23 protein-coding genes and 2 pseudogenes are annotated in these 24,079 nt (G+C 69.4%); 11 read left to right on the top strand and 14 right to left on the bottom strand.

All coding sequences use genetic code 11. From position 1 onward, the window contains the following. Positions 1–483, bottom strand: a complete 483-nt coding sequence (locus KBX00_RS05955; protein WP_307868144.1) for a sigma-70 family RNA polymerase sigma factor — start codon at positions 481–483, stop codon at positions 1–3. A 525-nt stretch (positions 484–1,008) separates the two neighbouring features. On the opposite strand from KBX00_RS05955, the gene KBX00_RS05950 reads away from it, so the two are divergent. Next, positions 1,009–1,692, top strand: a complete 684-nt coding sequence (locus KBX00_RS05950; RefSeq protein ID WP_301547400.1) for a response regulator transcription factor — start codon at positions 1,009–1,011, stop codon at positions 1,690–1,692. 74 nt (positions 1,693–1,766) lie between these two features. Beyond that, on the top strand, positions 1,767–3,137 hold the full coding sequence (locus tag KBX00_RS05945; RefSeq protein WP_307868143.1) for a HAMP domain-containing sensor histidine kinase: 1,371 nt from the start codon (positions 1,767–1,769) through the stop codon (positions 3,135–3,137). 61 nt (positions 3,138–3,198) lie between these two features. Here the strand turns inward: KBX00_RS05945 and KBX00_RS05940 are convergent, their stop codons facing one another. From KBX00_RS05940 to KBX00_RS05920, 5 genes are all read right to left on the bottom strand, one after another. Continuing rightward, a complete protein-coding gene (locus KBX00_RS05940; protein ID WP_301547399.1) occupies positions 3,199–3,795 on the bottom strand; it encodes a DedA family protein in 597 nt (198 codons plus the stop codon). Then, positions 3,786–4,433 (bottom strand): DUF998 domain-containing protein, encoded by a 648-nt coding sequence (locus KBX00_RS05935; RefSeq protein ID WP_210824034.1) that lies wholly within the window; start codon positions 4,431–4,433, stop codon positions 3,786–3,788. Before KBX00_RS05935 ends, KBX00_RS05940 begins: the two co-directional genes overlap by 10 nt. Continuing rightward, positions 4,430–5,626, bottom strand: a complete 1,197-nt coding sequence (locus KBX00_RS05930) for a glycosyltransferase (RefSeq protein WP_210824031.1) — start codon at positions 5,624–5,626, stop codon at positions 4,430–4,432. Before KBX00_RS05930 ends, KBX00_RS05935 begins: the two co-directional genes overlap by 4 nt. Then, positions 5,542–6,189 carry a DedA family protein gene (locus tag KBX00_RS05925; protein ID WP_210824029.1) on the bottom strand — a complete coding sequence of 216 codons (648 nt, stop codon included), beginning with the start codon at positions 6,187–6,189 and terminating at the stop codon, positions 5,542–5,544. The genes KBX00_RS05930 and KBX00_RS05925 overlap by 85 nt, the downstream gene beginning before the upstream one ends. A gap of 317 nt (positions 6,190–6,506) precedes the next feature. After that, positions 6,507–7,928: a phosphatase PAP2 family protein gene (locus tag KBX00_RS05920; protein ID WP_307868141.1), complete on the bottom strand. Its 1,422-nt coding sequence runs from the start codon at positions 7,926–7,928 to the stop codon at positions 6,507–6,509. A 185-nt stretch (positions 7,929–8,113) separates the two neighbouring features. Here KBX00_RS05920 and KBX00_RS05915 point away from each other — a divergent pair, with 185 nt between their 5' ends. Then, positions 8,114–9,319: a monooxygenase gene (locus tag KBX00_RS05915; protein ID WP_210824025.1), complete on the top strand. Its 1,206-nt coding sequence runs from the start codon at positions 8,114–8,116 to the stop codon at positions 9,317–9,319. Between the two features lie 165 nt (positions 9,320–9,484). Here KBX00_RS05915 and KBX00_RS05910 read toward each other — a convergent pair whose 3' ends face one another. After that, positions 9,485–10,150, bottom strand: coding sequence for a response regulator transcription factor (locus KBX00_RS05910; protein ID WP_210824023.1), 666 nt, complete (start codon positions 10,148–10,150; stop codon positions 9,485–9,487). A gap of 564 nt (positions 10,151–10,714) precedes the next feature. On the opposite strand from KBX00_RS05910, the gene KBX00_RS05905 reads away from it, so the two are divergent. After that, complete coding sequence (locus KBX00_RS05905; RefSeq protein WP_210824196.1) at positions 10,715–11,425, top strand: ABC transporter ATP-binding protein; 711 nt, start codon at positions 10,715–10,717, stop codon at positions 11,423–11,425. A 698-nt stretch (positions 11,426–12,123) separates the two neighbouring features. Continuing rightward, entirely contained in the window at positions 12,124–13,956 is a 1,833-nt protein-coding gene (locus tag KBX00_RS05900) for an ABC transporter permease (RefSeq protein WP_307868140.1), read from the top strand. A 70-nt stretch (positions 13,957–14,026) separates the two neighbouring features. Here KBX00_RS05900 and KBX00_RS05895 read toward each other — a convergent pair whose 3' ends face one another. Continuing rightward, positions 14,027–14,488: a nitroreductase/quinone reductase family protein gene (locus tag KBX00_RS05895; RefSeq protein ID WP_210824019.1), complete on the bottom strand. Its 462-nt coding sequence runs from the start codon at positions 14,486–14,488 to the stop codon at positions 14,027–14,029. Continuing rightward, entirely contained in the window at positions 14,485–15,264 is a 780-nt protein-coding gene (locus KBX00_RS05890) for an SDR family NAD(P)-dependent oxidoreductase (protein WP_210824017.1), read from the bottom strand. Before KBX00_RS05890 ends, KBX00_RS05895 begins: the two co-directional genes overlap by 4 nt. A gap of 129 nt (positions 15,265–15,393) precedes the next feature. Here KBX00_RS05890 and KBX00_RS05885 point away from each other — a divergent pair, with 129 nt between their 5' ends. Both KBX00_RS05885 and cpt read left to right on the top strand, forming a co-directional pair. Beyond that, a complete protein-coding gene (locus KBX00_RS05885; protein WP_210824015.1) occupies positions 15,394–16,029 on the top strand; it encodes a TetR/AcrR family transcriptional regulator in 636 nt (211 codons plus the stop codon). Positions 16,030–16,144: 115 nt separating this feature from the next. Next, on the top strand, positions 16,145–16,672 hold the full coding sequence (gene cpt / locus KBX00_RS05880; RefSeq protein ID WP_210824013.1) for a chloramphenicol phosphotransferase CPT: 528 nt from the start codon (positions 16,145–16,147) through the stop codon (positions 16,670–16,672). 153 nt (positions 16,673–16,825) lie between these two features. On the opposite strand, the gene KBX00_RS05875 is transcribed toward cpt, so the two are convergent. After that, positions 16,826–17,881 carry a sigma-70 family RNA polymerase sigma factor gene (locus tag KBX00_RS05875; protein ID WP_307868137.1) on the bottom strand — a complete coding sequence of 352 codons (1,056 nt, stop codon included), beginning with the start codon at positions 17,879–17,881 and terminating at the stop codon, positions 16,826–16,828. Positions 17,882–17,958: 77 nt separating this feature from the next. Between KBX00_RS05875 and KBX00_RS05870 the strand changes: the two genes are divergently transcribed. After that, the gene (locus KBX00_RS05870) at positions 17,959–18,789 is read left to right on the top strand and encodes an alpha/beta fold hydrolase (protein ID WP_210824011.1); all 831 of its coding nucleotides are present in this window, start codon (positions 17,959–17,961) and stop codon (positions 18,787–18,789) included. Positions 18,790–18,867: 78 nt separating this feature from the next. Here KBX00_RS05870 and KBX00_RS05865 read toward each other — a convergent pair whose 3' ends face one another. After that, the gene (locus tag KBX00_RS05865; protein WP_210824009.1) at positions 18,868–19,806 is read right to left on the bottom strand and encodes an AraC family transcriptional regulator; all 939 of its coding nucleotides are present in this window, start codon (positions 19,804–19,806) and stop codon (positions 18,868–18,870) included. 108 nt (positions 19,807–19,914) lie between these two features. On the opposite strand from KBX00_RS05865, the pseudogene KBX00_RS05860 reads away from it, so the two are divergent. Both KBX00_RS05860 and KBX00_RS05855 read left to right on the top strand, forming a co-directional pair. Further along, a pseudogene (locus tag KBX00_RS05860) lies at positions 19,915–20,040 on the top strand (short-chain dehydrogenase); the annotation flags it as partial. Between the two features lie 67 nt (positions 20,041–20,107). Next, positions 20,108–20,983: pseudogene (locus KBX00_RS05855) on the top strand (NAD(P)-dependent oxidoreductase); the annotation flags it as partial. A 152-nt stretch (positions 20,984–21,135) separates the two neighbouring features. On the opposite strand, the gene KBX00_RS05850 reads toward KBX00_RS05855, so the two are convergent. Next, positions 21,136–21,507, bottom strand: coding sequence for a nuclear transport factor 2 family protein (locus KBX00_RS05850; protein WP_210824004.1), 372 nt, complete (start codon positions 21,505–21,507; stop codon positions 21,136–21,138). Positions 21,508–21,583: 76 nt separating this feature from the next. Here KBX00_RS05850 and KBX00_RS05845 point away from each other — a divergent pair, with 76 nt between their 5' ends. Further along, complete coding sequence (locus KBX00_RS05845) at positions 21,584–22,177, top strand: TetR/AcrR family transcriptional regulator (RefSeq protein ID WP_210824003.1); 594 nt, start codon at positions 21,584–21,586, stop codon at positions 22,175–22,177. Positions 22,178–22,290: 113 nt separating this feature from the next. Here the strand turns inward: KBX00_RS05845 and KBX00_RS05840 are convergent, their stop codons facing one another. After that, on the bottom strand, positions 22,291–22,917 hold the full coding sequence (locus KBX00_RS05840; RefSeq protein WP_210824002.1) for a histidine phosphatase family protein: 627 nt from the start codon (positions 22,915–22,917) through the stop codon (positions 22,291–22,293). Positions 22,918–23,034: 117 nt separating this feature from the next. Next, a complete protein-coding gene (locus KBX00_RS05835) occupies positions 23,035–24,072 on the bottom strand; it encodes an alpha/beta fold hydrolase (RefSeq protein WP_301547398.1) in 1,038 nt (345 codons plus the stop codon). Positions 24,073–24,079: the final 7 nt, after the last annotated feature.

The raw sequence follows: 24,079 nt of genomic DNA, 5'->3' as shown, positions 1-24,079 counted from the left end.
CTAACGGGCTGCGGGCGCGAGCTGCGCCCGCAGGGTTGCGGTGGCACGGAACAGATGGACGGCTACGGTCTGGGCGGAGATGCCCAGCACTGCAGCCACGGACCTGGTGTCCAGGTCGAGCCAGATCCGCAACACGACGACCTCACGCTGCCGCTGCGGCAGCCGGCGGACGGCAGCCAGCAGAGCGTCGTTCATGTCGAGGTCGTCCTCGATGAGGGACGCCCGCTCGTGGCCGTCGAGGGCCACCTCCCGCCGGCGTCGCCGCCACCAGGAGACCCGGATGTTGAGGGCGGTACGCACCACCCACGCCGCCGGTGCCGGATGCTGGCTCAGCTGTGGCCAGGAGGCCCAGGCTCGCGCGAACGCCTCAGCAACCAGATCCTCGGCCAGCGTGCGATCGCCCGTACCAGCTAGTACGGCACGCAGGCAGTTGTCTCGGAAGCGCTGATAGAAGTCCGCGAAGTCCTTCCGTTCTCGTTCCACGCGAGGTTTACGCACGAGCGCCCCGATCCATTTACCCCACGGAAGAATCGTTCCGTGGCGCTGCTTCTCAATCGTCCCGGGCGAGGACTCGTAGGGCGACGGTGACGGGGGCTTGAAGGTCTTCGCGGCTGGCGCCGGCTGCGGCATGGACGACTAGTCCCTCGCTCAGCGCCATCGCGAACCGTGCCAGTGCCCGGTGGTCGACGTCGGGGGGAAGGTCCCCGTCCTGCGCCGCGCGGGACAGCCGCTGCTCGACGGCCTGCTCGTTTGCGGCGCGGTCGGCTGGGTCTCGCGGTAGCGGGCGAAGGCACGCTCGAACAACTGCTCCTTGCTGCCGAACGTGGCATAAGCCTCGACGACGCCGGCCCTAACTTGATCTTTAACCCTTGAGGCCGGGCGGAGTCTGGCGGCGGTTTTGATCTGCTTCACGGCGGGTGGCTACGAAGCCTAATCCTGGTCTCAGCTTGGTCGGGAACAATGAGCAACAAGGCATCGACCGGAAGGGGGCGGGCCGGCGTGCGGATCATGATCGCGGATGATGACGCGGCCATCCGTGAGTCGCTGGAGCGGGTGCTCCAGGTCGAGGGTTACCACACCAGCACCGTCGCCAACGGCCTCGCCGTGCTCGACGAGGTCGGTGGGGCCGGCGGTGACACGCTGGATCTGCTGATCCTCGACGTGATGATGCCCCGCCTCGGCGGGTTGGAGACGTGTCGGCGGTTGCGGGCCGCGGGTCGGGATCTGCCGGTGCTGATGCTGACCGCCCGTGACCAGGTGTCCGACCGGGTCGCGGGGCTGGACGCGGGTGCCGACGACTACCTGCCCAAGCCGTTCGCCACCGAGGAGTTGCTGGCCCGGGTGCGGGCCCTGCTGCGCCGGCGTGCGCCGGGGGACGGCGACTCGCAGGTCCTGTCGTTCGCCGATGTCCGGCTCGATCCCGACAGGTTCGAGGCGTGGCGGGGCGGGCGACCGCTGCGCCTGACCCGGACCGAGTTCTCCCTGCTGGAGGTCCTCGTGCGCAACGCGACGCGGGTGTTGACCCGCGACGCGCTGTTCGAGGCGATCTGGGGGTTCGACATGAGCGCCACCGCCAACAACCTTCAGGTGTATGTGAGCTACCTGCGCCGCAAGATGGAGGCCGAGGGTGAGCCACGATTGATCTACACGCTGCGCGGCCTGGGATACACGTTGCGGGAGACTCCTCCGTGAGCAGGCCCGCCGGCCGGGAACCGCGCCGGCTGACCCGATGGTGGCGCCGGCGGTCCCTTCGGACCAGGCTGACGGTGATCGCGGCAACGGCCATCGCCGTCAGCGTGTTCATGGCCTTCCAGGTGTCAAGTGAGCTGCTGGACTGGCAGCTGCGGGACACCGCTGAGAATCAGCTGCGCGCCGACTCCCGCGTCCTGGCGGCGACCGCGGAGCGTGCCGGTCTGGCGCAGGTTCCGCTACCGCCGTATCCGGGATCCGGTCCGCTGGTGCGGGTCATCCTGCCCGACGGCTCGGCCCGGACGCCGGCCGGCCAACCCGCGCTGCCTCCGGTCAGCGAGCACGCCGGGCGCGTGGCGCAGGGCGGCTTGGCCGACCTGATGGAGTCGAAGGACAGCGACGAGGACGGCTACCTCATCTACACGCTCCGGGTGGGCGACGGCGCAGTCCAGGCGGCCCGCGTCGTCGACGACAGCCCGATCAACCAGTTCGGGTTCGGGATGCTGCTGATCGGGCTGCTCTGCGTGGTCGGCGGTGCCCTTGTCGGGCGGACCGTGGCGCGGACCGGGCTGGCACCGATCGACCGGCTGACCGCCGCCGCGGAACGTGTCGCGCACACCCGGAGCCTCGACGCCCACATTCCGGATGAAGGCGGTGGGGAGATCCGGCGGCTGATCCAGTCGATCAACGACATGCTCGCCGCGCTTCGGGACTCCCGGCAGGCCCAGCGGCTGCTCGCCGAGGACGCCGCCCACGAGCTCAAGACCCCGCTCACCAGCCTGCGCCTCAACGTCGAGCTGCTGATCCGGCTCGATCGGCGCGGCACCCTGGACGGCGCACTGCCGGCGGAGAGCCTGACCCGGCTGCTCAACGATCTCGGCGCCCAGGTGGCCGAGTTGAGCACCCTTGCCGCCGAGCTGACCGACCTGGCCCGCGGTGACGTCAGCGACGAGAACACCGAGCTGCTCGACCTCGCCGACGTGGTGGTGGCCGCCACGACCCGAGCGCGTTCCCGCGTGCCCGACATCGAGATCGCGCTCGATGTCACCTCCGTGTGGGTGAGCGGCCGTCCGGCTGCGCTCCAGCGGGCGGTGCTCAACCTCATCGACAACGCCGGCAAGTGGTCTCCCGCGGACCAGCCGGTCCAGGTCCGGCTCCGTGCCGAGGGCGCGTCGGCGGTGCTCGAGGTCGACGACGCCGGGCCGGGAATCGACGCCGCCGACGTACCGCGGGTGTTCGACCGGTTCTACCGTGCCGACAGCGCCCGGGCGTTGCCGGGATCCGGTCTCGGGCTGTCGATCGTGCAGCGGGTCGTCGACGCCCACGGCGGCCGGGCCACCGTCGCCCGCTCCGCGCGCGGTGGCGCGCTGCTCCGGGTCGACCTTCCGGCCGCGACGCCGCCCGCCCCGATCGCGCGCCGCGCCGCCGGGGAGGACACGGTGCGCTGACCCGCCCCTCGTTCCGGCGGCGCGGCGTAGGACGAGGGACGGCGGCCGATGCCCGGCGACGTCATCCGGCCGCGGTCGCCGCTCGGCGGCGGCGCAACACGTAGCGGACCAGTTCGCCGAGCGCGGTGATGGACAGGGCGAGACCGAGGCCGACCGCCAGGCCCAGTGTCGGATTGGATTCGACGGCGGCGCCGCCGAGGTAGCCGATCAGGCCGGAGTAGCCGGCCCAGGTGACGGCGGCGATGGCGGTGAACGGGGTGAACCGGGCAAGCGGGTAGCCGGTGGCACCGCTGGCGGTCACGACCGCGGTGCGGCCGCCGGGGACGAACCGGCCCGCGATGATCAGGGCGCCGCCCCGGCGGTGCAGGTGCGGGGCGATCCTGTCGGCGGCGCGGATCAGGCGGCCGCCCGAATGGCGCTCGCGCAACAAGCGCCCGATGAGGAAGCCGATGTGATCACCGACGAAGGCGCCCAGCGCGGCGAGCACGATGATCAGCGGAAGCGACGGGATGCCCGACACGGCGAAGACCGCCGCCGTGATGACGACCGACTCCGACGGCAGGAACGGCAGGAACGCGTCGAGGATCGCCAGCGCGAGGATCGCCGCATAGATGACCGGAGAGGTCATCGCGTTCTCGATCATGGCCATCAGGTCCATCTGGACCGCTCCTCGCCTTCGAGCACCCAGGCGCAGAGCCCGACTACGACGAGCATGAGCGCCAGTAGAACCCGTTCGGCCAGGCCCGCGAACGGGGGGAGGCCTTGGCCGAGCAGCACCGCCGGCCCGTTCACCGCAGCGAACACGACGCACGCGGCGAACCCGGACCACCCGGCCGCGCGCAGCCAGCGGACCCGGGGCGGGTCGACTTCGCGCCCGGCACGCTTGGCGATGAGCAGGGCGAACAGCGGTGGCAGCGCCGCCATCAGCGCCGCGCCGAGGCGATGCACCCCGGCGGCGACGCCCGGTTCGGTCCCCGGCAGGTTCGTGGGGAACACCACCACCGCGACCAGGGACACGCACCACACCGACAGCAGCACGGTGAGGGGCCAGGCCGGTGGCAGCACGCGCCGGGCGCCGGCCAGGAGCCATGCGCCGGCTGCCGCGAGCCCGCACGCCGCCAGGGCCAGCAGGACGGCGCCCGGCACGGTCCGGATCGATTCGCTGACCATCTGGTCCACCGGGTCGACGTCGCCGACCAGCAGCAGGCCCGTCCCGGCCGCCGTACCCAGGCCCAGGCTCAGCTGGACGTTGCGGTACCAGCGGGAGGTGCCCGCTCGGACGATCGTCGCTGTCATGCGGCGACCTCGGCGGGCGCGGGCGCCTCACGGGCCGGACGGATCCGGTAGAGCTGCTCGAACGCGCACACCGTGCGGGTCTGGTCGTGCTGCTCGGCCACGGCACGCGCCCGGTGCCCCAGCTCCTCCGCGTGCTTCGGGTCGCAGAGCACGGTGAGCAGTCGCTCGGCGAGCACGACAACGTCGCCGGGCGGGAACAGGTAGCCGGTCTCCTCGTCCCGTACGAGGTGGGGCAGGGCTGCGGCATCGGCGCCGACCACGGGCCTTCCGCTGGCCATCGCCTCGAGCGTGACCAGGCTCTGCAGCTCGGCGGTGCCCGCGTTGACGAAGACCGTCGACGCTGCGTATGCGGAGGGAAGGTCCTCGTCAGGGATGAAGCCGGTGAACGTGACATGCTCGGCGACGCCCAGTTCCCCGGCGAGCGACCGCAGCGCCCGGTCCTCGGTCCCGGTGCCGACCAGGAGCAACTGGACGTCGAGGGAGCGCCGCGCCAGCGCGAACGCCCGCATCACGACGTCGAGGTTCTTCTCGACGTCGAGCCGGCCCACGTACGTGACGGTGGGCTTGTGCGCGAGGCGGTAGGCCGATCGGAATTCGGCCGCGGGCGCCTGCTCGCGGAAGCGGGTGAGGTCGATGCCGCACGAGATGGGCAGGACCGGCCCGGACACACCGGAGACGACGGCGAGCGTGGCGGCGTACGGGGTCGGAGCCGTGACGATGTCTGCTTTGGCGAACACCCGGGCGGCGTCGCGCCATGCCCACTCGTGCGCCCTCGTTCGGCCGGCCTTGCCGATGGGCAGGTAGTGGATCAGGTTCTCGGGCATGAAGTGGTTGGTGGCGATGACGAACAGGCCGCGCTCGTGCGCCGCGTCGACCAGCGCCCGGCACAGCGGGAAGTGGCTCTGCACGTGCACCACGTCGGGCTGGACCTCGTCGAGGATCCGGCGCGCTGCCGCGCGTAGCCCCAGTGGCGGGCAGAACCGGAAACGTGAGTGGCCGGGCACCGGCATGGACCGCACCCGGTGCTCGATGACGCCGTCGCTGGACATGCCGGCATGGTTGCGGGTGTCCCTCGACGGCGCGACCACGTGCACCTCGTGCCGGGCGGTCAGTGCCACGGCCAGGCGCTGGGCGAAGTAGGACGCCCCGTTGACGTGCGGGGCGTAGGTGTCGGCACCGATGAGGATGCGCATGGGACAACTACCTTTCGTCGGTGGTATCGCTTCATGACGAGGTGGAAGACAGCGACCGGCACGGCGACGGCCGCGGTGAGCAGGAAGATGCCGCCGGGTAGCGCGAGCAGACCGGACAGCTGGCTGCCGAGCAGAGCGCCGAGACCGATCAGCACCAGGCCGCGTACGGCGGCGGTGGCACCCACCCAGGCGGCGAATCTGCGGTACGGGAGCCCGGCGAGCCCCGCCAACACGAACGCCGGGAGGGCGACGACGTCGACGAGCTTGGCGGTGATCACCAGCCGAGGCAGTGACATCCCGGCCAGCCGGTCGAGCAGCGACGTCGCCTTGAGCCTGCTCAGCAGGGTCGCCACCCAGGGCCGCCGGGCCGACCGGCCGACGAGGTAGAGCAGGCTGTCGCCCACCATCTCGGCCAGCGCGACGATCACCCAGATCGGCCAGAACGCCGCAGCGCCGGCGCCGACCAGGGTGCCCGCGGTGATCGTCGCGGCCGGCCCCTCGACGAGCACGAAGAGACCGAGCACCAGGTAGGGGTGCTCGAGCACGGCCTGTGTCAGATCCATGGCGGGAAGCTTCGGCCGAAGGTTCCGCACCGATCGTCCCGCTGCGGGGCGCACCGATGTAGCTCCGTGGTATGGAGTCCGACCACCGACCATGGCACCCACCGGCCTGCCAACCGACCGGCCGGCGCTGCGTTGACTGCCATCACTAGCCCCCTACATGCGGGTTACGTCGCTTGTCTGAGGCCTAGTTCTACGGAGCGAACCTGAGGTGACCATTAATGCGGCGCCCAGGCGGGGTGGCCCGACCAGGTGCCCAGCGCACGCGCCAGCGTGGTGGCGCCGAGATCCTGCCCGGCAGACAAGGCCGAAGCGCAGCGTCAGGTACGCACCTCGGCCGGCGCCGCCCGCACGTTCGGCCGTAGCACCCACCACAGCAGGCTGACCCAGAGCGCGGTCAGGATCGCGGCGCCGAGCAGGTCGGTCGGGTGGTGCATGCCGCGGTACATCTGGGACAGCGCGACACCAGCCGGCATGACCACCGCGAGCACCACGGCCAACCAGCGCCACCGGCTGCTCACCCAGTTCATGATCAGGACCGCGATCGCCACCCAGATGCACATCGTCGTGGCGCTGTGCCCCGACGGGAACGACGACGTGGGTATCGGGCTGTCGAGCTGCGGCACCGGCGGGCGGTCCCGCTGGACGCTGACCGCGGTACACAGGAACAGGGCGTGCTCGCCGACCATGGTGAGCACCAGGAACACCACCGGTCGCCACTGCCGCCACACGGCCAACGCGATCGGGCAGCACACCAGCGAGATGGCCAGGATGGCGCGGGTGTCGCCGGCCTTGCTCCACACCCAGCTCAGGTGGTCCAGGGTGGGTGTGCGCAGCGTCTGCAGCCACCGGACCACGCCGTCGTCGAAACGTCCCAGCCAGGTGCCCTCGGTGTGGTTCGTCAACAGGTAGCCGACCACGTACAGGATGCCGAACGTGAACACCCAGCCGGTCAGGATCTCGGTGGCCTCGACCCACCGGTGCGGGATCGGGCGGCTGGACTCCGGCGCCGGTTCGATCGCCTTGGCGGCCTCCGGCTCCGGGCCGTCGTCGAGCGGCGCCACCGGGTGCCCCGCCTCGCGCCGCCACAGCCGGAACGCGTACGCCGTGACGCTCAGCCACAGCGCGCCGAGCAGCCAGCCGGCCAGCACGTCTGTCAGGTAGTGCACGCCGAGCGCGATCCGGGTGACCCCGATCGCGGCCACCAGCAGCGCGACAGCCGCCGTGAAGAGCTTCCGGTAGCGCGCCGCAGGCAGGAACACGAGCAGCAGCGCGCCGTAGACCACCATCGACCCGAGCGCGTGCCCGCTCGGGAAGCTGTTGCCGGCCGCGATCGCCACCGGTGCCTCGACCACCGGGCGCAATCGGCCGACCAGCGACTTCACCGACGGGTCGAGCAGCAGCGCGCCGACGGTGGTGGCCAGCAGGTAGACGGCGAGGCGGACCCGCCGGCGTACCAGCAGCAGCAGCGCGGCGACGCCGACCAGCCAGAGCATTACCGTCCGCCCGCCCAGCCGGGTTGTCCCATTGAGCGCGTTCACCAGGTACGGCCGGGGCGACACGACCTCGTTGAGCTCCCGGGCGACACCGCGGTCGACGTTCGTCACCGGCTCCAGGTGCAACCGGACGAGGAGCACCAGCAGCCCGAACCCGAGCCCGATCGCGACGACCAGCAGCGGCACCCACCGACCGACCAGCCGACCGGGCGGCGACTCCCGGGACGGCGCCGCGTTGACTGCCACCAATGGCCTCCAGGTACGAGCTGCATCGCTTGTCCGATGCCGACTTCGTACCGAGCGAATCTTGGACGAGGATTAAATGGACGTGCGGGCAGCGAAGGTGAAGTGGCACCGTGGTACCGCCTCTCTGCCGAGAATGAAGACCGCAGTACGACGAAATGCGACAGAATCAGGCCTAGCCTCAGGCCATGAGGAAACCTGAACGCCCACTGTGGAGGGTCGGGACGGCCGCCGTGGCGCTGGCGACAGCGAGCGCAGTCGTCGCCTGCGGGTCAGACGCCGACAACAGTTCGGCGCCCGCCGCGACCGGATCGCACGGCGCGCACGTCGGCGGGTCGTCGGCTCCACCGCAGCCGCTGCGCGTCGGCGAGCGGTTCGTCGACCTGAAGATGGCCGAGGCGTACACGCCCGCGCCGCCGGAGGGCGGCACCGACGAGTACCGGTGCCAGATGATCGATCCGGGCCTGACCAAGCCGGCGTTCCTGACCGGGGCCCAGTTCACGCCGGAGAACGTCGCCATCGCGCACCACGCCATCGTGTACGCGGTGCCGCCGGGCGGCGCTGCCGCAGTGCGCGAGCAGGACGCGAAGACCCCTGGTCTCGGCTGGCAGTGTTTCGGCGGGACCGGCGTGGCCGGCGCCGAGGTGGAAGAGGGGGACGCGGCGTGGGTGGACACCTGGGCGCCGGGTGCCACGGAGACGCTGCTCGACCAGGACGCCGGCCACAAGCTGGAGCCAGGCAGCCTGCTTGTCCTCCAGATTCACTACAACCTGCTCGCGACCGACGGCAAGCCGGCGGGGTCGGACCGATCGGCGGTGCGGCTGCGGCTGACGGACGGCACGCCGCAGACCCGGGAACTCGAGACGTGGTCGCTCGACGCGCCGACCGACCTGCCCTGCGCCGCAGACGAGTCGGGTCCGCTCTGTGACCGGGCGGCCTCGATCGCGGACGTGACAAAGCGGTTCGGGGCGGAGGTCGGCGAGATGGCGGACCGCCAGGTGGAGGAGTGCAACCAGGGCGGCGCGCCGAAGCCCGGTGACACCCAGACCTGCGACCACAAGGTGGCGGCGCCGATGACGTTGTTCGCCGGTTTCGGCCACATGCACATGCTCGGGCGGGCCATGAAGGTCGAACTCAACCCGGGCACGCCGAACGCCAAGGTCGTGCTGGACGTGCCGCAGTTCGATTTCGACAACCAGCGGCTGATGAAGCTGCCGTCGCCGGTGGAGATCGGTCCGGGGGACACGCTGCGGGTGACGTGTAGGCACGACGCGGGGCTGCGCAAACGTCTGCCGCAACTGAGCAAGCTGCCGCCGCGCTACGTGGTGTGGGGCGACGGCACCAGCGACGAGATGTGCATTGGCATCATGACGGTCTCTCCCCGCAAGTCCTGACGAAGCGCCGAACGTGTGTGAGCTACCTGAGAAGCCGAGAAACAGCTCTGAACTCACACACGTCCGCACTGAACTCACACCCGTGCGAGCGTGGTGGCGGTCGGACCGGCGGTGACGCGGGCGGAGAACACGATCGAGTCCCCGACGGACGCGCGAGACGAAGCGCTAAATCGGCCGGGTGAGCCTCAGGTCGTAGGCGAAGATGACGGCCTGGATCCGGTCCCGTGCGCCGATCTTGGCGAGGACCCGCCCGACGTGGGTCTTCACCGTCGACTCCGACAGCGTGAACCGTTGCGCGATCTCGCCGTTGGTGAGGCCGTGGCCGATGGCGACGAGGATCTCGCGCTCGCGGCCGGTCAGGGAGTCCAGCCGGGGATCCTCCCGCGCGGGCCCGCAGAGGTCAACGTCGAGCTGGTCGGCGAACGCGTCGAGCAGCCGCCGAGTCAGCGTCGGTGCGATCACCGAGTCCCCGGCGGCGACGGCCCGGATGCCGGCGAGCAGTTCCTCCGGGCGGGTGTCCTTGAGCAGGAAACCGCTCGCCCCGGCCCGCAGCGCGGCGAGCGCGTACCGGTCCGAGTCGAACGTCGTCAGCATCAGGATCCGCGAACGCCCACCGGCGGCGACGATGCGCCGGGTGGCCTCGATCCCGTCGACGCCCGGCATGCGGGTGTCCATCAGCACCACGTCGGGATGCAGCTCGGTGATCCGACGAACGACCTCGGCGCCGTTCTCGGCCTCGCCGACGATCTCGGTGTCGGGAGTGCTCTCCAGCAGCATGCGAAACCCGAAGCGCTGCAGCGGCTGGGCGTCCGCCACGAGCACAGTGATCATGAATTGCTGCCTTTCAGGGGCGCGTGGGCGGTCCAGCCGCCGTCCGGTGCGGGGCCGGCGCTGACCGTGCCGTCGTAGAGGGCGGCGTTCGGCCATGCCGGCGAGGCCGAGACCCGCGTCGCCCTTCATACCGAGCGAACCTGAGACGACTGTTAAAACCCGTGACGTACGGTGCGCATGCCGCCGACGTCGTACTCCCATATGTCTGGGTGGACCGGGACGATCTTCCCACCGGCACCAGCAGGGCTTGGTGCTCTGTGTCGCCTGGGCCCTGTTCGGCCAACCGGACCGACCGCCGTTCTAACGGTCGTCTCAGGTTCGCTCGGTATGAAAGTTGGCATCAGACAAGCGATGTAATCCGTATGTAGGAGCTACGTAGTGATGGCGGCCAACGTAGCGCCGTCCGGGGAGGTGCCGCCCGGTTGGTAGGCCGATAGCTGCCGCATCCGGCAGAACCCTGATCAACCACTCATCGGAGGTCTCGTGTCCGCACGTCCAGGTTCCACGGTCGTCGATCGGCAGTCCGGGAGCGCGCTGTCAGCAAACGCTGATGACGCCGCGGCCATGCTGGTCGGCGCCGTAAAGCGATTCGGCTCCGATCGGTCGGCCGTCGTCGCGCTCGACGACGTCACCATCGCGTTCCCGGCGGGGAAGTTCACGGCTGTGATGGGCCCGTCGGGTTCGGGAAAGTCGACGATGATGCATTGTGCCGCCGGGCTGGATCAACTGACGTCGGGCCGCGCATTCGTCGGCAACACCGATCTGTCGACGCTCAACGATCGCGAGTTGACCAGACTGCGCCGAGAACGGATCGGGTTCGTGTTCCAGGCATTCAATCTCGTGGCGACGCTCACGGCCGAGGAAAACATCTGCCTGCCGATGACGTTGTCGGGTCGTCGGCCGAGTGTCGCAGTGCTCGATCAGGTCGTGTCGCTGCTGCGCCTCGGTGATCGCCTGCATCATCGGCCGACGGAGCTCTCGGGTGGCCAGCAACAGCGAGTTGCGGTCGCCCGGGCGCTGGTCGCCCAGCCGCAGGTGGTTTTCGCCGACGAGCCCACCGGCAACCTCGACACCCGGTCCGGACAGGAGATCCTCGGATTCCTGCGATCAGCAGTCGATCTGCATCACCAGTCGATCGTGATGGTCACGCACGATCCCAACGCCGCTGCCTGGGCCGACCACGTCGTGTTCGTCGTCGACGGCCGAGTGCACGACGTGATGGATCACCCCTCGGTCGATTCGGTGATCGACGTGATGAAGGGCCTGGGGCGATGAGCCAGATGATGCGGAGTGCGGCTCGCAGCGTGCTCGCGAGTCGGGGCCGTTTCGTGCTGACGGGCACGGCGATCATGCTGTCGGTGGCGTTTCTCGTCGCGACGCTGGTGCTGTCCGACTCGATGCGTGGCCGAGCGGCCGGTGACATCGCCGAGGCGTTGGCCGGGACGGATGCCGTCGTGCAGGGCGTCGTCCTCGGCGAGCCTGGCGGAGGGCCGGGAGATCCGGAAAGGTCGGTTCGGCGATCACTGGATCCCGACATCACCGAGCGGGTGGCTACGGTCGATGGCGTCGACGGCGCCGCGGCGCAATGGGTCGGCTTCGCGAAGCTGGTCGTCGACGGATCATCAGTCGGAACCGGTACGGCGAGCGATGTCGGTCGCAACTGGGTCACCGACCCGGCGCTCAATCCGTTCCGGCTCACGAGCGGGCGACCACCGACCGCGGTCGGCGAGATCGTGATCGACCGATCGCTCGCCGGTGACGCAGGCTTGGCTCCGGGTGACGTCGTACAGGTCCTGACCACGACGGGGATGCACGACGCGACGATCACCGGTGTCGCGACGTTCGCGTCGGCGGACGCGGCACCGCTGCAGCGAACGGTGCTGTTGCCCGACGGAGCGGTGTCCGCCTGGCTCGACACCGCGGCGCCGACGGAGGTGCTCGTCGACGTCGCCGAGGCCGCTGACCGCGCCGAGGTGCTCGGCCGACTGTCGGCGCTGACCGATGCCGAGGTCATCGACGGGTCCGACCACATTCGGACGATGCAGGACGCCGCGACGTCACCGCTGCAGTTCCTGACCGTGTTCCTCCTGGCCTTCGCCGTGGTCGCGGTGTTGATCGGTGTGACGATCATCTTCAACACGTTCGCACTCACCGTCGCCCGCCGCCGCCGGGAGTCGGGGCTGTTGCGTGCGATCGGTGCGGAACGACGCCAACTGCTCGGCGGAGTGGTGATCGAGGCGGCGCTCGTCGGGACGATCGCCACGCTCGCCGGCCTCGTGTGCGGGGTCGCGGGAGTGGGCGCGCTGCGCTGGCTCGTCGGACTCGCCGGGATCACGTTGCTCACCGGCCCGTCGATCGTGAGCACGACCTCGATCGCGGTCGCCGCGGCCGTCGGTATCGGCGCAACGATCCTGTCGGCATGGATCCCGGCTCGCCGCGCGGCGGCGACACCGCCGATCGAGGCGTTGCGCGAGAGCGCGGCGGAACCCCGGGTCGTGAGCCCGGCGCGAACTGCGAGCGGGCTCGTGCTCGCCGCGGCGGCGATCGCTGGAGCAGCGGTGGCTGTGGTGCGCTCGAGCGCGACGTGGGTCGTGTTCGTCGCTGCCATCGTACCGGCGCTCGTGCTGTGCGGCCCGGCGATCGTGACCGCCGCAGCGCGTGGGAGCGCTCGGGTCGCCCGCCGCGCCGCCGGTGTGTCCGGCTCGATCGCAGCGGGCAACCTGGCCGCCAGCCCCCGTCGATCGGCGTCGACGGCGCTCGCGCTCATGCTCGGCACCGCGATGGTGACGATGTTCGCGATCCTCGCGAGCTCACTGACGAGCGCGGTCGGGACGGACGTTCGTAAAGGACTGCAGGCCGACCTGGTGGTCACGTCGGCGACCGCCGACTTCCCGACGGTCGACCCCACCCTGGCCGGCCGGATCGGGGCGCTGCCCGACGTCGACGCGGTCGCTGCGCTGTCGATCGCCGAAGGGATCGTGGCAGGTAAGGCCGAGGCGATCGGCGGCATCGACCCGACCGCACTGCCCACCATGTTCGACCTCGCCCCGATCGCCGGCGACCTCGCCGATCTGAGAGAGGGGGGCGTGGCCGTGGTCGGCGACGACCCGAGGCTGCTCGGCGGCACCCTCGAGATCGGGTTCGAAGGCTCGACACTCGAGGCGCCGATCGCTGCCGTGGTCGCGAGGAGCACCGGCGGCTTCGAAGCCCCTTTGTACTTCGTCGACCGCGCGACACTCGACGCCTCGGTCGGTCGCCTGCTCGACGCCACGTTGTTCGTCGACCTTGCCGACGGAGTGGTCGCAGACGCCGAGGAGGACGTCAGGGCGCTGGTCCGAGCCACGCCCGGGTCGTTCCTCGAAACCCGGGCAGAACACGTCGCCAACAGCGGGAGCGAGATCGCCGCGTTCCGGAACTTCATCGACGGAATGCTCCTCCTCGCGAGCTTCATCGCGCTTCTCGGAGTCGCCAACACCACGGCGCTCGCAATCAATGAACGATCTGGAGAACTCGGGCTGCTGCGAGCGGTCGGCGCGACTCGTCGAGAGCTGCGTCGAATCGTGCGGCTCGAGGTGGCACTCCTGTCGTTCGTGGCAGCATCGATCGGTATCGCCGTCGCAGTCGGCTTCGGCTGGGCGCTGATCGACGTCACCGGTGGTACGGAGATCCCATCCGTCGTCGTACCGTGGTCCCGCCTCGCGGTGACGCTCGTCGTTGCGGTCGTAGCCGGCGTCGTCGCTGCAGCGTGGCCCGCGTTCCGGGTCTCCCGGGTGCCCGTGCTCGAGCTGGTGGGCCGGGACCGCTGATGCGCGGGTCCGTCGTTATGTGGCGCTGGCTGACGACGTCGCGGCGTCGCGTCACAGGATGCGGGACGGCTCAGTCGAAGTCGATTCGCATCAGCCTGCTGGCGGCCCAGTCGTCTGGATGGGTCGGCCTGACGGTGCCAGGGTCGTGAGGCTGGTTGAGGTCGTCGACGATGGCTGCGATGACTGCGGACCGTTCCGTGGGGTCGGTGACGGTGGTCGCGTACGCCGGCAGGTCCGCTCTGATGCCGTTCTTGAGGTGGAAGGTGAAGGCGGGGTTTGCTCGGAGGTTCGCGTACCAGTCGGTCGGACCGGCACCCGCTCCGCTGCACAGGTAGGTTGCGCCGTTGGCGCGATAGAAGAAGATCTCGATGCGACGGGGTCGTCCAGTACGTCGACCGGTGGTGGTGATGTCCACGATTCGTTCGCGGGTTCCGGCTGCGGGTGTGATCTCGATGGCGCGCCGGATCGCGTGCGGCAGGTGTGCCAGCGGGTCAAGCGTGCGGCGTTGACCATGCTGCGCTGCGGGGTTCATGCGGCTTCCTTTTGCAGTGCGGGGCCGAGGAGCAGTCCGCCGTCGATGACGTACTCGGCGCCGGTGATGAAGGCCGCGTGGGGCGAGATGAGGAACAGCAGCAGCGCAGTGATGTCGGCGGGCTGCCCGAGTCGCGGGACGGCAAACGGCTCGGGCGAGTAGAAGTCGGCGATCGGGGCGTCGCTGCCGGCCGCCGGCTCGGTGATGAACGGGGTGGCGACGACGCCGGGGTGGATGGCATTGACGCGGATGTTGTCGCGGCCCAACTCAAGGGCAGCGGTCCGAGTGAGCCCTCGGACCGCCCATTTGCTGGCGACATAGGGCGCGTAGAGGGCAGTGCCGCCGATGCCCACAGTGGAGGCGACGTTGACGATTGCTCCTCCTCCCGCGCGCCGCAGCGCCGGTGCGGCTGTCTTGATGCCGAGGAAGGTGCCGGTGAGGTTGATGTCGAGGATGCGGGCCCAGGTAGCCCGGTCCGTTGACTCGATGAGGGCCGGCGGGTTCTGCACTCCGGCGTTGTTGACCAGGATCGTGAGCGCACCGAAGGCCTTCTCCGTCTCCGCGATGGCGGCGGCCCACGACTCCTCCTGGGAGACGTCGAGGTGGACGAAACGCGCCCCGCCTCCCAGTTCGGCGGCGAGGCCGGCGCCGCGTTGGGCATCGATGTCGCCGATGACGACGTTGGCGCCTTCGGCGTGCAAGGCGCGAACGTGACTGGCTCCCTGTCCACCGGTGCCGCCGGTGACGAGCACGGTCTGATTGGTGAAGCGGGGCATCTGATCCTCCGAGTACGAGCGAGAGACGACAACCCGTAGGGCCGCGTGGTGAGTCGATTGACTCGCCTTGCCGAACGTACACCTGGGGCGAGTGGTGAGTCAACCCACTCACCTCGCTATGATGGGCGCATGACCCCAGCGCCGTCGGCCTATCACCAGCGCGTGGCGCAGGAGAAGCGTGCGCTCATCGTGCAGGCCGCTACTGAACTTTTCCTCGAATTGGGCTACGACCGGGCATCACTAGCGCGTGTTGCCGACCGTGCTGGTGTTTCGAAAGCGACGCTGTTCAAGCAGTTCCCGACCAAGGCGGCATTGTTCGATGCCATCGTCATCGACTCGTGGGCCGAGAACGACGTCGCCGAGGTGCCGCCCGCCGGTGACCTGACGGCCGGCCTGACGGTGCTCGGCCGGCGCTACGCGACGCTGTTGAGCCAGCCGGCGATGACCGACCTGTTCCGCATCGTCATCGCCGAACTGCCACGCTTTCCCGGACTTGCCAAGGCCCACTTCTCGCGCGGCAAACTGCCGTACTTCGAGTCCGTCCGGATCTACCTCGTGACCGAGCGCGAAGCGGGAGCCGCAGACGTGGCTGATCCGGAGATGGCCGCTACGCAGTTCCTCGGGATGATCTCCAACTACCTGCTCTGGCCGAGCCTTGTGCTCCCGGACTGGACGGTGACCTCTGACCGCACGACTGCGGTCGTGGACGAAGCCGTCCGCACCATGGTCGCCCGGTATGGCACCGATAAGCCATATTCACCGTGATGAAGGGGGTGTGAGCAGGTACGCAGCGGCGTGCCGTTGCCACAGACAGGAGGAGTTCCCGTCGCTCGGCGCAGGGGCCAAGAACACCTGCGGTCCGGAGTCGTACCGTGATCACATGCCAAAGCAGGTGATCGTGCTCAACGGCGGATCGAGTGCGGGGAAGTCGGGAATCGTTCGGTGCCTGCAGGCGATCCTGTCGGATCCGTGGCTCGCCGTTGGGGTCGACCGGCTTATCGAGGCGATCCCTGTAACCATGCGCTCGCCGGAGAGCATCGACGTCGCCGCCGACGGCACCGTCATCGTCGGGCCGGAGTTCGACCGGCTGCAGGACGCGTGGATGGCTGGGGTCGCTGCCACTGTCCGAGCCGGTGCCCACGTCATCATCGACGACGTCTTCCTCGGCGGCGCTGGATCTCAGCAGCGATGGCGGGATGTGCTCGACGGGCTGGACGTGCTGTGGGTCGGCGTCCGCTGCGATGCGGAGGTCGCCGCCGGTCGAGAGATCGCCCGCGGCGACCGGGTCCGCGGGATGGCCACCGCACAAGCCGACCTGGTGCACCGGGGTGTGGTGTACGACGTGGAGGTCGACACCACCCACACCGAGTCGATCGTGTGCGCCAAAACGATCGCGGCTCGGCTGTAAAGGGGGCTGGAACCTGCCATGTAACGGTGTTGTGCGGGTTGCTATCGCGTGTGGGCGTGGCGGTGTTGTAGCCCGGGTTGCGGCTCTTGCGAGGCGGAGTTTCTCGTCGGCGATGGCTTGCAGCCCGGTGGGCAACGGTGTCAGCGCCTGGGATCAGGCAAGGGTGTCCGGTAGCCGGAGGTGCGCGAAGTGGTCCGAGCCGATGAAGGAGGTAACTGCAGCGATCTTCTCGCCGTCCATGGTCAGGACGTTGATCGACCAGGCGAGGTACCTGCCGGCGTCGGCGTTCCACAGGTAGCACCCGACGGTGGGCTGGCCGTTGGCGCTGGTCGGCAGGTGCCGCCAGGAGCCGCATCCGGTCAGTGGGACGCGCACCGCGAAGTCCATGACCGCATCGACGCCCTGGTACCAGTGGGGCAGTGGCGGCATCGACCAGGTCACGTCTCTGGTCAGCAAGGTGACGAGGCCGTCGGCATCACCGTTCTCCAGCGCGGCGGAGAACGCGACGACGATCTCTCGCAGGCGGCTGTCGTCGATCTTGCGCAGTGTCTGCTGTTGCGAGCGGGAGGGAGTCCGTTGCGCGATGACCTTGCGGGCGCGCGCCAGCGCGGAGTTCACCGATGTTGTCGACGTGTTCATCATGGTGGAGATCTCGGCGGCGGTGAAGCCCAGAACGTCGAAGAGGAGCAGCGCAGCCCGCTGGTTGCCCGGTAGGTGCTGTAGGGCGGCCACCATCGCGAGTTCGACGGCTTCGCGCTGTTCGTACCGGGCGTGCGGGCTTGCCCGGCCATCACCGAGACCCGCGTCCGGGTATGGCTCGAGCCAGGCGACGTCGGTGCGGGGGGCCGCGTCGAGCACGGCGTGTCGGCTGGACGGGCCAAGATCGACAGGCACGGCTCTCCGCTGCCGGGCTTCCATGAGATCCAGGCAGGTGCGGGTGGCCACCGTGTAGAGCCACGAACGCAACGAACTGCGCCCCTCGAACCGGGCGAGTCCTCGCCACGCACGAAGCAGCGCTTCCTGCAGCGCATCGTCGGCGTCGTGGGTGGAGCCGAGCATGCGGTAACAATGGGCGTGCAGTTCCCGACGCAGCGACTCGACCAGGCGCGTGAACGCGGCGTTGTCGCCGGCACGTGCACGGGCCAGGTCAGCGTCGGCACCGTCCGCGGTCGCCGCATCCGGCGTACGCCTGAGAAAAAGATCGCTCACGAGCGACGATTCTGCCCCACCACGAGGGTCACCTACTTGCGAAGGAGCAACACAGTCCTGTTCCCAGGAGGATCACGATGAACACCACATCGACCGTTCCCGTCACCGCCGCGACCCTGGAGGTCCCCGGCGCGCGGCTGTACTACGAGGTCCGCGGCCAGGGGCCACTCGTGGTGCTCGTCGGCGCCCCGATGGACGCCAGGTCGTTCGCGCCCCTGGCGGACCTGCTCGCTGCCGATTACACCGTGCTCACCACCGACCCTCGCGGCATCAACCGCAGCCCCGTCGACGACCGCGACCGGGACTCCACTCCGGAGATGCGCGCCGATGACCTTTCCCGGCTCCTGTCCCATCTTGGCCGCGGCCCGGCCGCCGTGCTGGGGTCCAGCGGCGGCGCGGTCAGCGCACTCGCCCTTGCCCAGACCCACCCCGAGCAGGTTCACACGGTGATCGCCCACGAGCCACCGCTGGACGAGTTGCTGGACGACCGCCAGGAACTGCGCGAGCAGACCGAGGACATGATCGCCACGTACCTCTCCGGCGATGTGCGAGGTGCCTGGACGAAGTTCCTGGCTACGGCGAACATCCAGCTGCCGGACGAGGTGTTCGAGGCGATGTTCGGCGAGCGGGACGCGCAGACGGCCGCGGACGAACACTTCCAATTCGCCCACATGCTCCGTGCGACCACCGGCTGGCAGCCGGACGTAGCGGTCCTGCGCTCCGCCCCGACCCGGATCGTCGTCGGCATCGGCGAGGAGTCAAGCGGCCAGCTCTGCGACCGCACCTCAACGGCCCTCGCCGCAGCGCTCGGTGTGGACCCGACCATGTTTCCCGGCGACCACATCGGCTTCGTCGAGGACCCTGAGCGGTTCGCCACCCGGCTGCGCGTCGCCCTGCAAGAGGGCTGACGCGACACCGGACGCCGAAGAGATGCAGCGAGGGATACGGCTGTGGCCCGGCGGCGTCGGCCGTGGTCGTCGCGTGTGTTACCCGGTGGTGGTGTGTCGGCGGTAACGGCCGGGTGGCTGGCCGTGGGTGCGGGTGAAGGCGCGGTTGAAGGCGAATTCGGAGGCGTAGCCGACCTCGTGGGCGATGGCGGCGACAGGCAGGGCGGTCTCGCGGAGCCTGCGGGCGGCTACGTCGAGGCGCCAACGGGTGAGGTAGGTCAGCGGGGGTTCGCCGACGTGGTGGGCGAACCGTCGGGCGAGGGTGGCGCGGGAGACGTTGACCACTGTGGCGAGGGTGTCCAGAGTCCAGTGGTGGCCGGGGCGCTCGTGTAGCACGGCGAGGGCACGTGCGGTGACCGGGTCGCGCAGGCCGCGTAGCCACGAGGGGTCCATGGTGTCACCTTCGGTATCGAGCCAGGCCCGGACGACGTGGATCAGCAGCAGGTCGAGCAGGCGGATCGCGGCGGTACCGGAGCCGGTGGCGGTGTGGCTGCGGGTCTCGTGGGCCAACAGGTCCAGCACCGAGCGCAGCCAGGGTCCGCTGTCCGGCTGGGCGGTGGCCACGTGCAGCACCGGCGGCAGCAGCCCCAGCACGGGATGGGTGATGTCGGTGGCGTACTGGTAGCCGGCGCACAGGATCCGGGTCCGTGCGCCTGGCCCGTCGAGGACCAGTTCACCGTCGGGACGGATGAGGCTGCGCTTGAGGTCCTCGTCGAAGCGGCGTGTCGGTAGGCCCGGATCGGTGGCCAGTCGGTGGCGGATCCCGGCGGGCAGCAGCACGAGGTCGCCCGGGGACAGCTGGCGAGGCGGCGCGGTGTCGGTGGTGAACCAGCAGGTGCCGGCAACTACGGCGTGAAATGCGGCACCGTGGCGGGCCGGCAGCTCGATCGCCCAGGGTGCTCGCGCGTCGAAGGTCGCCATGAGGCTCGCGTCGACCCGGGCCAGCGCCAGTACGTCACCCAGAACATCCACCCGCACAGCGTAGGTCCGTAGCAGGGACAGCAGCGGACCGGATGAGACGGACGGGCAAACAATCGAGTAGCGCAGGCATTCATGTCCTCACCGGCGAGCGGCAGGGTGGTCGGCATGGAGATCACCGGAAGCACGGCCCTCGTCACCGGAGTCAACCGGGGTCTGGGCCGCGCCCTCATCGACGCACTGCTGGAGTGCGGCGCCGAGCGTGTTTACTTCGGTGCCCGCGACCCGCGGGCCTTCACCGCCGAGTTCGCCGCCATGGGTTCCTGACCACCGCACCGCCACCCACCGACGAAGGAGAATGATGAAGATCACTGTGCTGGGACTCGGTGCGATGGGCTCGCGGATGGCCGGCCGACTGCTCGCCACGGGCGAACACGACCTCACCGTATGGAACCGCACGGCCGAGGCGACGCGGCCCCTGACCGAGGCGGGTGCCGCTGCGGCGACGACGCCGGCGGCCGCCGCCGAGCAGTGTGACCTCGTGCTCAGCATGCTGCGTGACGACGACGCCGGCCGCGAGGTGTGGCTGGCGCCGGAGACCGGCGCGCTGACAGCGATGGCACCTGGGACGGTCGCCGTCGATTGTTCCACCGTGACCCCGGCGTTCTCCGCCGAACTCGCGGCCCGGTGCACCCAGCGCGGGGTGGACTTCCTCGACGCCCCGGTGCTCGGCTCGCGCCCCCAAGCGGACGCCGGCACACTCATCTTCCTCGTCGGCGGCCGACCGGCGGTTGCGCACCGGGTGGAGCCGGTGCTGCGACAGATCGGCGGCGCCGCGCACCAGATGGGACCGACCGGGACCGGCGTACGGATGAAGCTGCTCCTCAACTCTCTCTTCGCCGTCCAGGTCGCCGCCGTCGCCGAGCAGCTCGGCGCGCTGCACGGCACCGAACTGGACACCGCCCGTGCCGTCGAAGTCCTCGCGGCCACTCCGGTGGCAAGCCCGGCCGCCGCCACCGCCGCCACCGCCATGCTCGGCCACACCTTCCCGGCGTCCTTCCCCATCGATCTGGTCGCCAAGGATCTGCGATACGCCGCCGCAGACGCCGCCTCCCGTCACGCCACCGTCGCGCTGACCAACACGGCCGCCGACACCTACCAGCAGGCGATCGACCGCGGACATGGCCAGGACAACATCACCGGAGTCGTCCAACTCTTCCGAGCACCGCGGCCCGCCTGACAGGCGGCGACGCGCTTCGGCGCTGATGCCCACCAGCAGCGCCCTCATCCGGGGTGTCGATAGGTTCGCGGCTGTGTGCGGTCGGCCGAAATCACCACCGGGTCCGAGTGTGAGCGCTTCCCGCCAGAGTAGGCAGGGCCGGGCCCGGGTCATCGTCCGGGTGACACATCGCGGGTGACCTGGTCGACCCGCCGAAGCCGCCCGTCCGTCGAGAGCTGCCCGAACATGTAGATCTCCGTCGCGATCGTCTTCCCGGTGGCCATGTCTGCGGTCAGGGTGTATCGCGCGGCCACCCGTTCAGCCGAGCTCACCGTCTCATGCACCTCGACGCGGACGCTTTTGGCACGCTTGCGGGCCGGTCGGACGTGCGCGAGGAGCTTCTCCCGATCGAGATGGATGCCGTCGTTACACATGACGAAGTCTGGCGTGTGGTATCGGTCGAACACCGTTCCCGCGTCCTCCTCCCCGAAGGTGACCTCCTGCGGATAGTGCATGAGATAGGCGGTGATCTTGGCATCCATGTGTTCGCCTCCTTGGCGATCAACTTAGCTCTGACAGCACCGTCCAAGTTAGCGACACTTGGTAGACTTGACAACCGTGTCTGAGCTACGGGAGTCGAGGCAACGACGGCAGCGGGCCGACGCGCGGCGCAGCATCGCCGCGGTCTTGGACGCCTCGGTCGCGTTGTTGGGGCAGCAACCAGACGCGTCGATGGAGGAGATCGCAAGGGCCGCCGGGGTCTCGCGCCAGACGATCTATGCGCACTACCCGTCGCGCAGCGCGCTGCTGGAGGCTGTGACGCAGCACATCACAGCTGAGGTCGCGCGGGAACTCGGCGGCGTCGACCTCGACCGAGGCAGCGCCCTTGACGCCCTGGGACGCTGGGTCGACGCCAGTTGGGCACTGTTGGAGCGTTACCCGGTGCTGCTCACTCCGGCGATTGCCGCATCGGGGGACGACGACGAACGGGAGCGCCACGAGCCGGTCGTCGACGGACTGCTGCGGCTGATCGAGCGGGGGCACCGTTGCCGCGAGTTCGACCGGGCGATGCCGACGACCTGGTACGTCGCCGCGATCATCGGCCTCGGCCACGCCGCAGGTCGGGAGGTCACCGCAGGCCGGATGACCCGGGCCGAGGCCGGCGCGGCATTCCGGGAGAGCGTGCTCAGGGTATGCCGCGCTTCGCGGTGACATGGGTGACATCGACGCGCCCGCTTTCCACGGTCGCCTCCCGAACGCATTCGCACTGCTGGCAAGTCGCCCCGCCATGAGCCGGGTAACCCGAGCGAGTTCCGGGAGATCCGTCAGGCCAGGTGGTGGGTGTCATTGAGCTGGACGATCCAGCGGTTGTGAAAAAAGTCGTCCTCGCGCAGGTGGGTGATGCCTCCGGGGGAGAAGCGGATGCCTACCAGACCGGCCGCGTCGATCGGCATGCCAATCCAGGCCGCGATCAGAAACGTGGCCGTTCCCCCGTGGGCCACCACGACCTGATGCTCGACCGTGGACCGTAAGATTCGCTCCAGCGCGGCGTAGGCGCGTACGGCCAGCTCCCATTTCGTCTCAGCGCCGGATACGCCCTCGTCATGACGCATCCGCTCACCGGTGGCCGGCGGCGGTATGAACCGTTCGTCCAGCCACGCCTGCGGGCGTCCGCCTGCCTCGCCGTACGACTTCTCGCGTAGGCCGGCGTCCAGCACCACGCGCACCGCGAGCCGCTTGCCGATCACCTCTGCTGTCCGCCGGGCACGTAGCAAGTCGGACGAGAACACCTCGACGCCAGCAGCAGACGACAACCGGTCGGCGAACGCCTGCGCGACCAGCTCAGCGTGCGCACGGCCGCGGGCAGTCAGGTCGGAGTCGAACCATCCGCCGACCAGTCCATCGACGTGGTGCGTCGCCTCCGGGTGCGTGACGACGTACAGGTTCCTCATTGGTGCAGGATGCCATGCCCCTGGTCGTCCCGAGGGCGGCGCGTTCTCCGCGTACTGCGCGGCGATGGCGGCCTTCGGCGGGTGGCGGGCTGGGCTGCGCGCGTCCGCCCGTGAGGCCTACCGTGGGCCGGCCGGAAAGCTGTGCCGGTGAGCCGACCGATGTCGCCGAGAAGGTTGATGGTCCGTGGTGGTTTCGTGAGATGGATCGCTCAGGCAAGGGACGGCATCGCGCTGGTCCAGCCACTTGAGAATCGCCTGGTTCGTTTCTTCCGGCTTTTCCTGCTGGATCCAGTGACCGCAGTCGAGACTGACTATCTCCACATTGGGCACGAAGTCTGTCAGTCTTGCAGACCTCGCGACCGGGTCGCGGTCTCCGTAGATCATGAGGGTGGGCTGTTGGATGATCGGGTCCACGTCGGCGAGCAGACGCCAGTTGCGGTCCAGGTTCCGGTACCAGTTGATTCCGCCCGTGAAACCTGTCGATTCGAAGGCGGACACGAAGACGGCCAGTTCGTCGTCACTCATGATGGGCTCACCGAGTGGGGTTTCCATTCGGGCGAGGTTGATCCACACGTTGCCCGGCTGCGGCTCTGTGACGGGCACGTCCTTCCGGTACAGGTTCCGAAGGAACTGGAACGTGTGCTCCTCGAACACGGCGTCCGCGACGCCCGGCTGTCGGTTGAAGTGGACGAAGTAGAAGTCGCTACCGAGCACATCCGCCATGAACTCGATCCAGGGCCGGTCCCCGCGCTCGAGGTACGGCAGGCTCAGGTTGATCACCTTGTTGACCCGGCTCCGGTGCAACAGGGTCAGGCCCCAGACGACGGCCGCACCCCAGTCATGACCGACGAAGGTGGCATCGTCGTACCCGTAGTGATCGAGCAGTGCGACGAGGTCACCCGACAGGTGTGCGATGTCGTAGTCGGTGACTTCGGTCGGGCGGGACGAGTTGCCGTAACCGCGCTGGTTCGGAACGATGACGTGGTAGCCCGCTGCGGCGAGGGCAGGCATCTGGTGGCGCCAGGAGAAGGCGTGCTCCGGCCAGCCGTGACAGAGCACGATGGGTTTCCCCGCGTTCTGCCGGCCAGCTTCGAAGACTTCGAGCTCTACACCGTTGACCGGGATGCGGGTCGGCTCGGGAAAGTCGGTTGTCATGTCGGCA

Source organism: Micromonospora sp. C95, from assembly GCF_018070465.1.
Classification (GTDB): domain Bacteria; phylum Actinomycetota; class Actinomycetes; order Mycobacteriales; family Micromonosporaceae; genus Micromonospora.
Note: the sequence above shows the minus strand (reverse complement) of the source record. Positions and strands in the feature narration are given on the sequence as shown.

Bases quoted from the DNA above. Each gene is read 5' to 3' on its own strand.
- KBX00_RS05950 (WP_301547400.1), top strand. From the start codon at position 1,009: ATGATCGCGGATGATGACGCGGCCATCCGTGAGTCGCTGGAGCGGGTG.
- KBX00_RS05940 (WP_301547399.1), bottom strand. From the start codon at position 3,795: ATGGACCTGATGGCCATGATCGAGAACGCGATGACCTCTCCGGTCATC.
- KBX00_RS05935 (WP_210824034.1), bottom strand. From the start codon at position 4,433: ATGACAGCGACGATCGTCCGAGCGGGCACCTCCCGCTGGTACCGCAAC.
- KBX00_RS05930 (WP_210824031.1), bottom strand. From the start codon at position 5,626: ATGCGCATCCTCATCGGTGCCGACACCTACGCCCCGCACGTCAACGGG.
- KBX00_RS05925 (WP_210824029.1), bottom strand. From the start codon at position 6,189: ATGGATCTGACACAGGCCGTGCTCGAGCACCCCTACCTGGTGCTCGGT.
- KBX00_RS05915 (WP_210824025.1), top strand. From the start codon at position 8,114: ATGAGGAAACCTGAACGCCCACTGTGGAGGGTCGGGACGGCCGCCGTG.
- KBX00_RS05910 (WP_210824023.1), bottom strand. From the start codon at position 10,150: ATGATCACTGTGCTCGTGGCGGACGCCCAGCCGCTGCAGCGCTTCGGG.
- KBX00_RS05905 (WP_210824196.1), top strand. From the start codon at position 10,715: ATGCTGGTCGGCGCCGTAAAGCGATTCGGCTCCGATCGGTCGGCCGTC.
- KBX00_RS05895 (WP_210824019.1), bottom strand. From the start codon at position 14,488: ATGAACCCCGCAGCGCAGCATGGTCAACGCCGCACGCTTGACCCGCTG.
- KBX00_RS05890 (WP_210824017.1), bottom strand. From the start codon at position 15,264: ATGCCCCGCTTCACCAATCAGACCGTGCTCGTCACCGGCGGCACCGGT.
- KBX00_RS05885 (WP_210824015.1), top strand. From the start codon at position 15,394: ATGACCCCAGCGCCGTCGGCCTATCACCAGCGCGTGGCGCAGGAGAAG.
- cpt (WP_210824013.1), top strand. From the start codon at position 16,145: ATGCCAAAGCAGGTGATCGTGCTCAACGGCGGATCGAGTGCGGGGAAG.
- KBX00_RS05870 (WP_210824011.1), top strand. From the start codon at position 17,959: ATGAACACCACATCGACCGTTCCCGTCACCGCCGCGACCCTGGAGGTC.
- KBX00_RS05850 (WP_210824004.1), bottom strand. From the start codon at position 21,507: ATGGATGCCAAGATCACCGCCTATCTCATGCACTATCCGCAGGAGGTC.
- KBX00_RS05840 (WP_210824002.1), bottom strand. From the start codon at position 22,917: ATGAGGAACCTGTACGTCGTCACGCACCCGGAGGCGACGCACCACGTC.
- KBX00_RS05835 (WP_301547398.1), bottom strand. From the start codon at position 24,072: ATGACAACCGACTTTCCCGAGCCGACCCGCATCCCGGTCAACGGTGTA.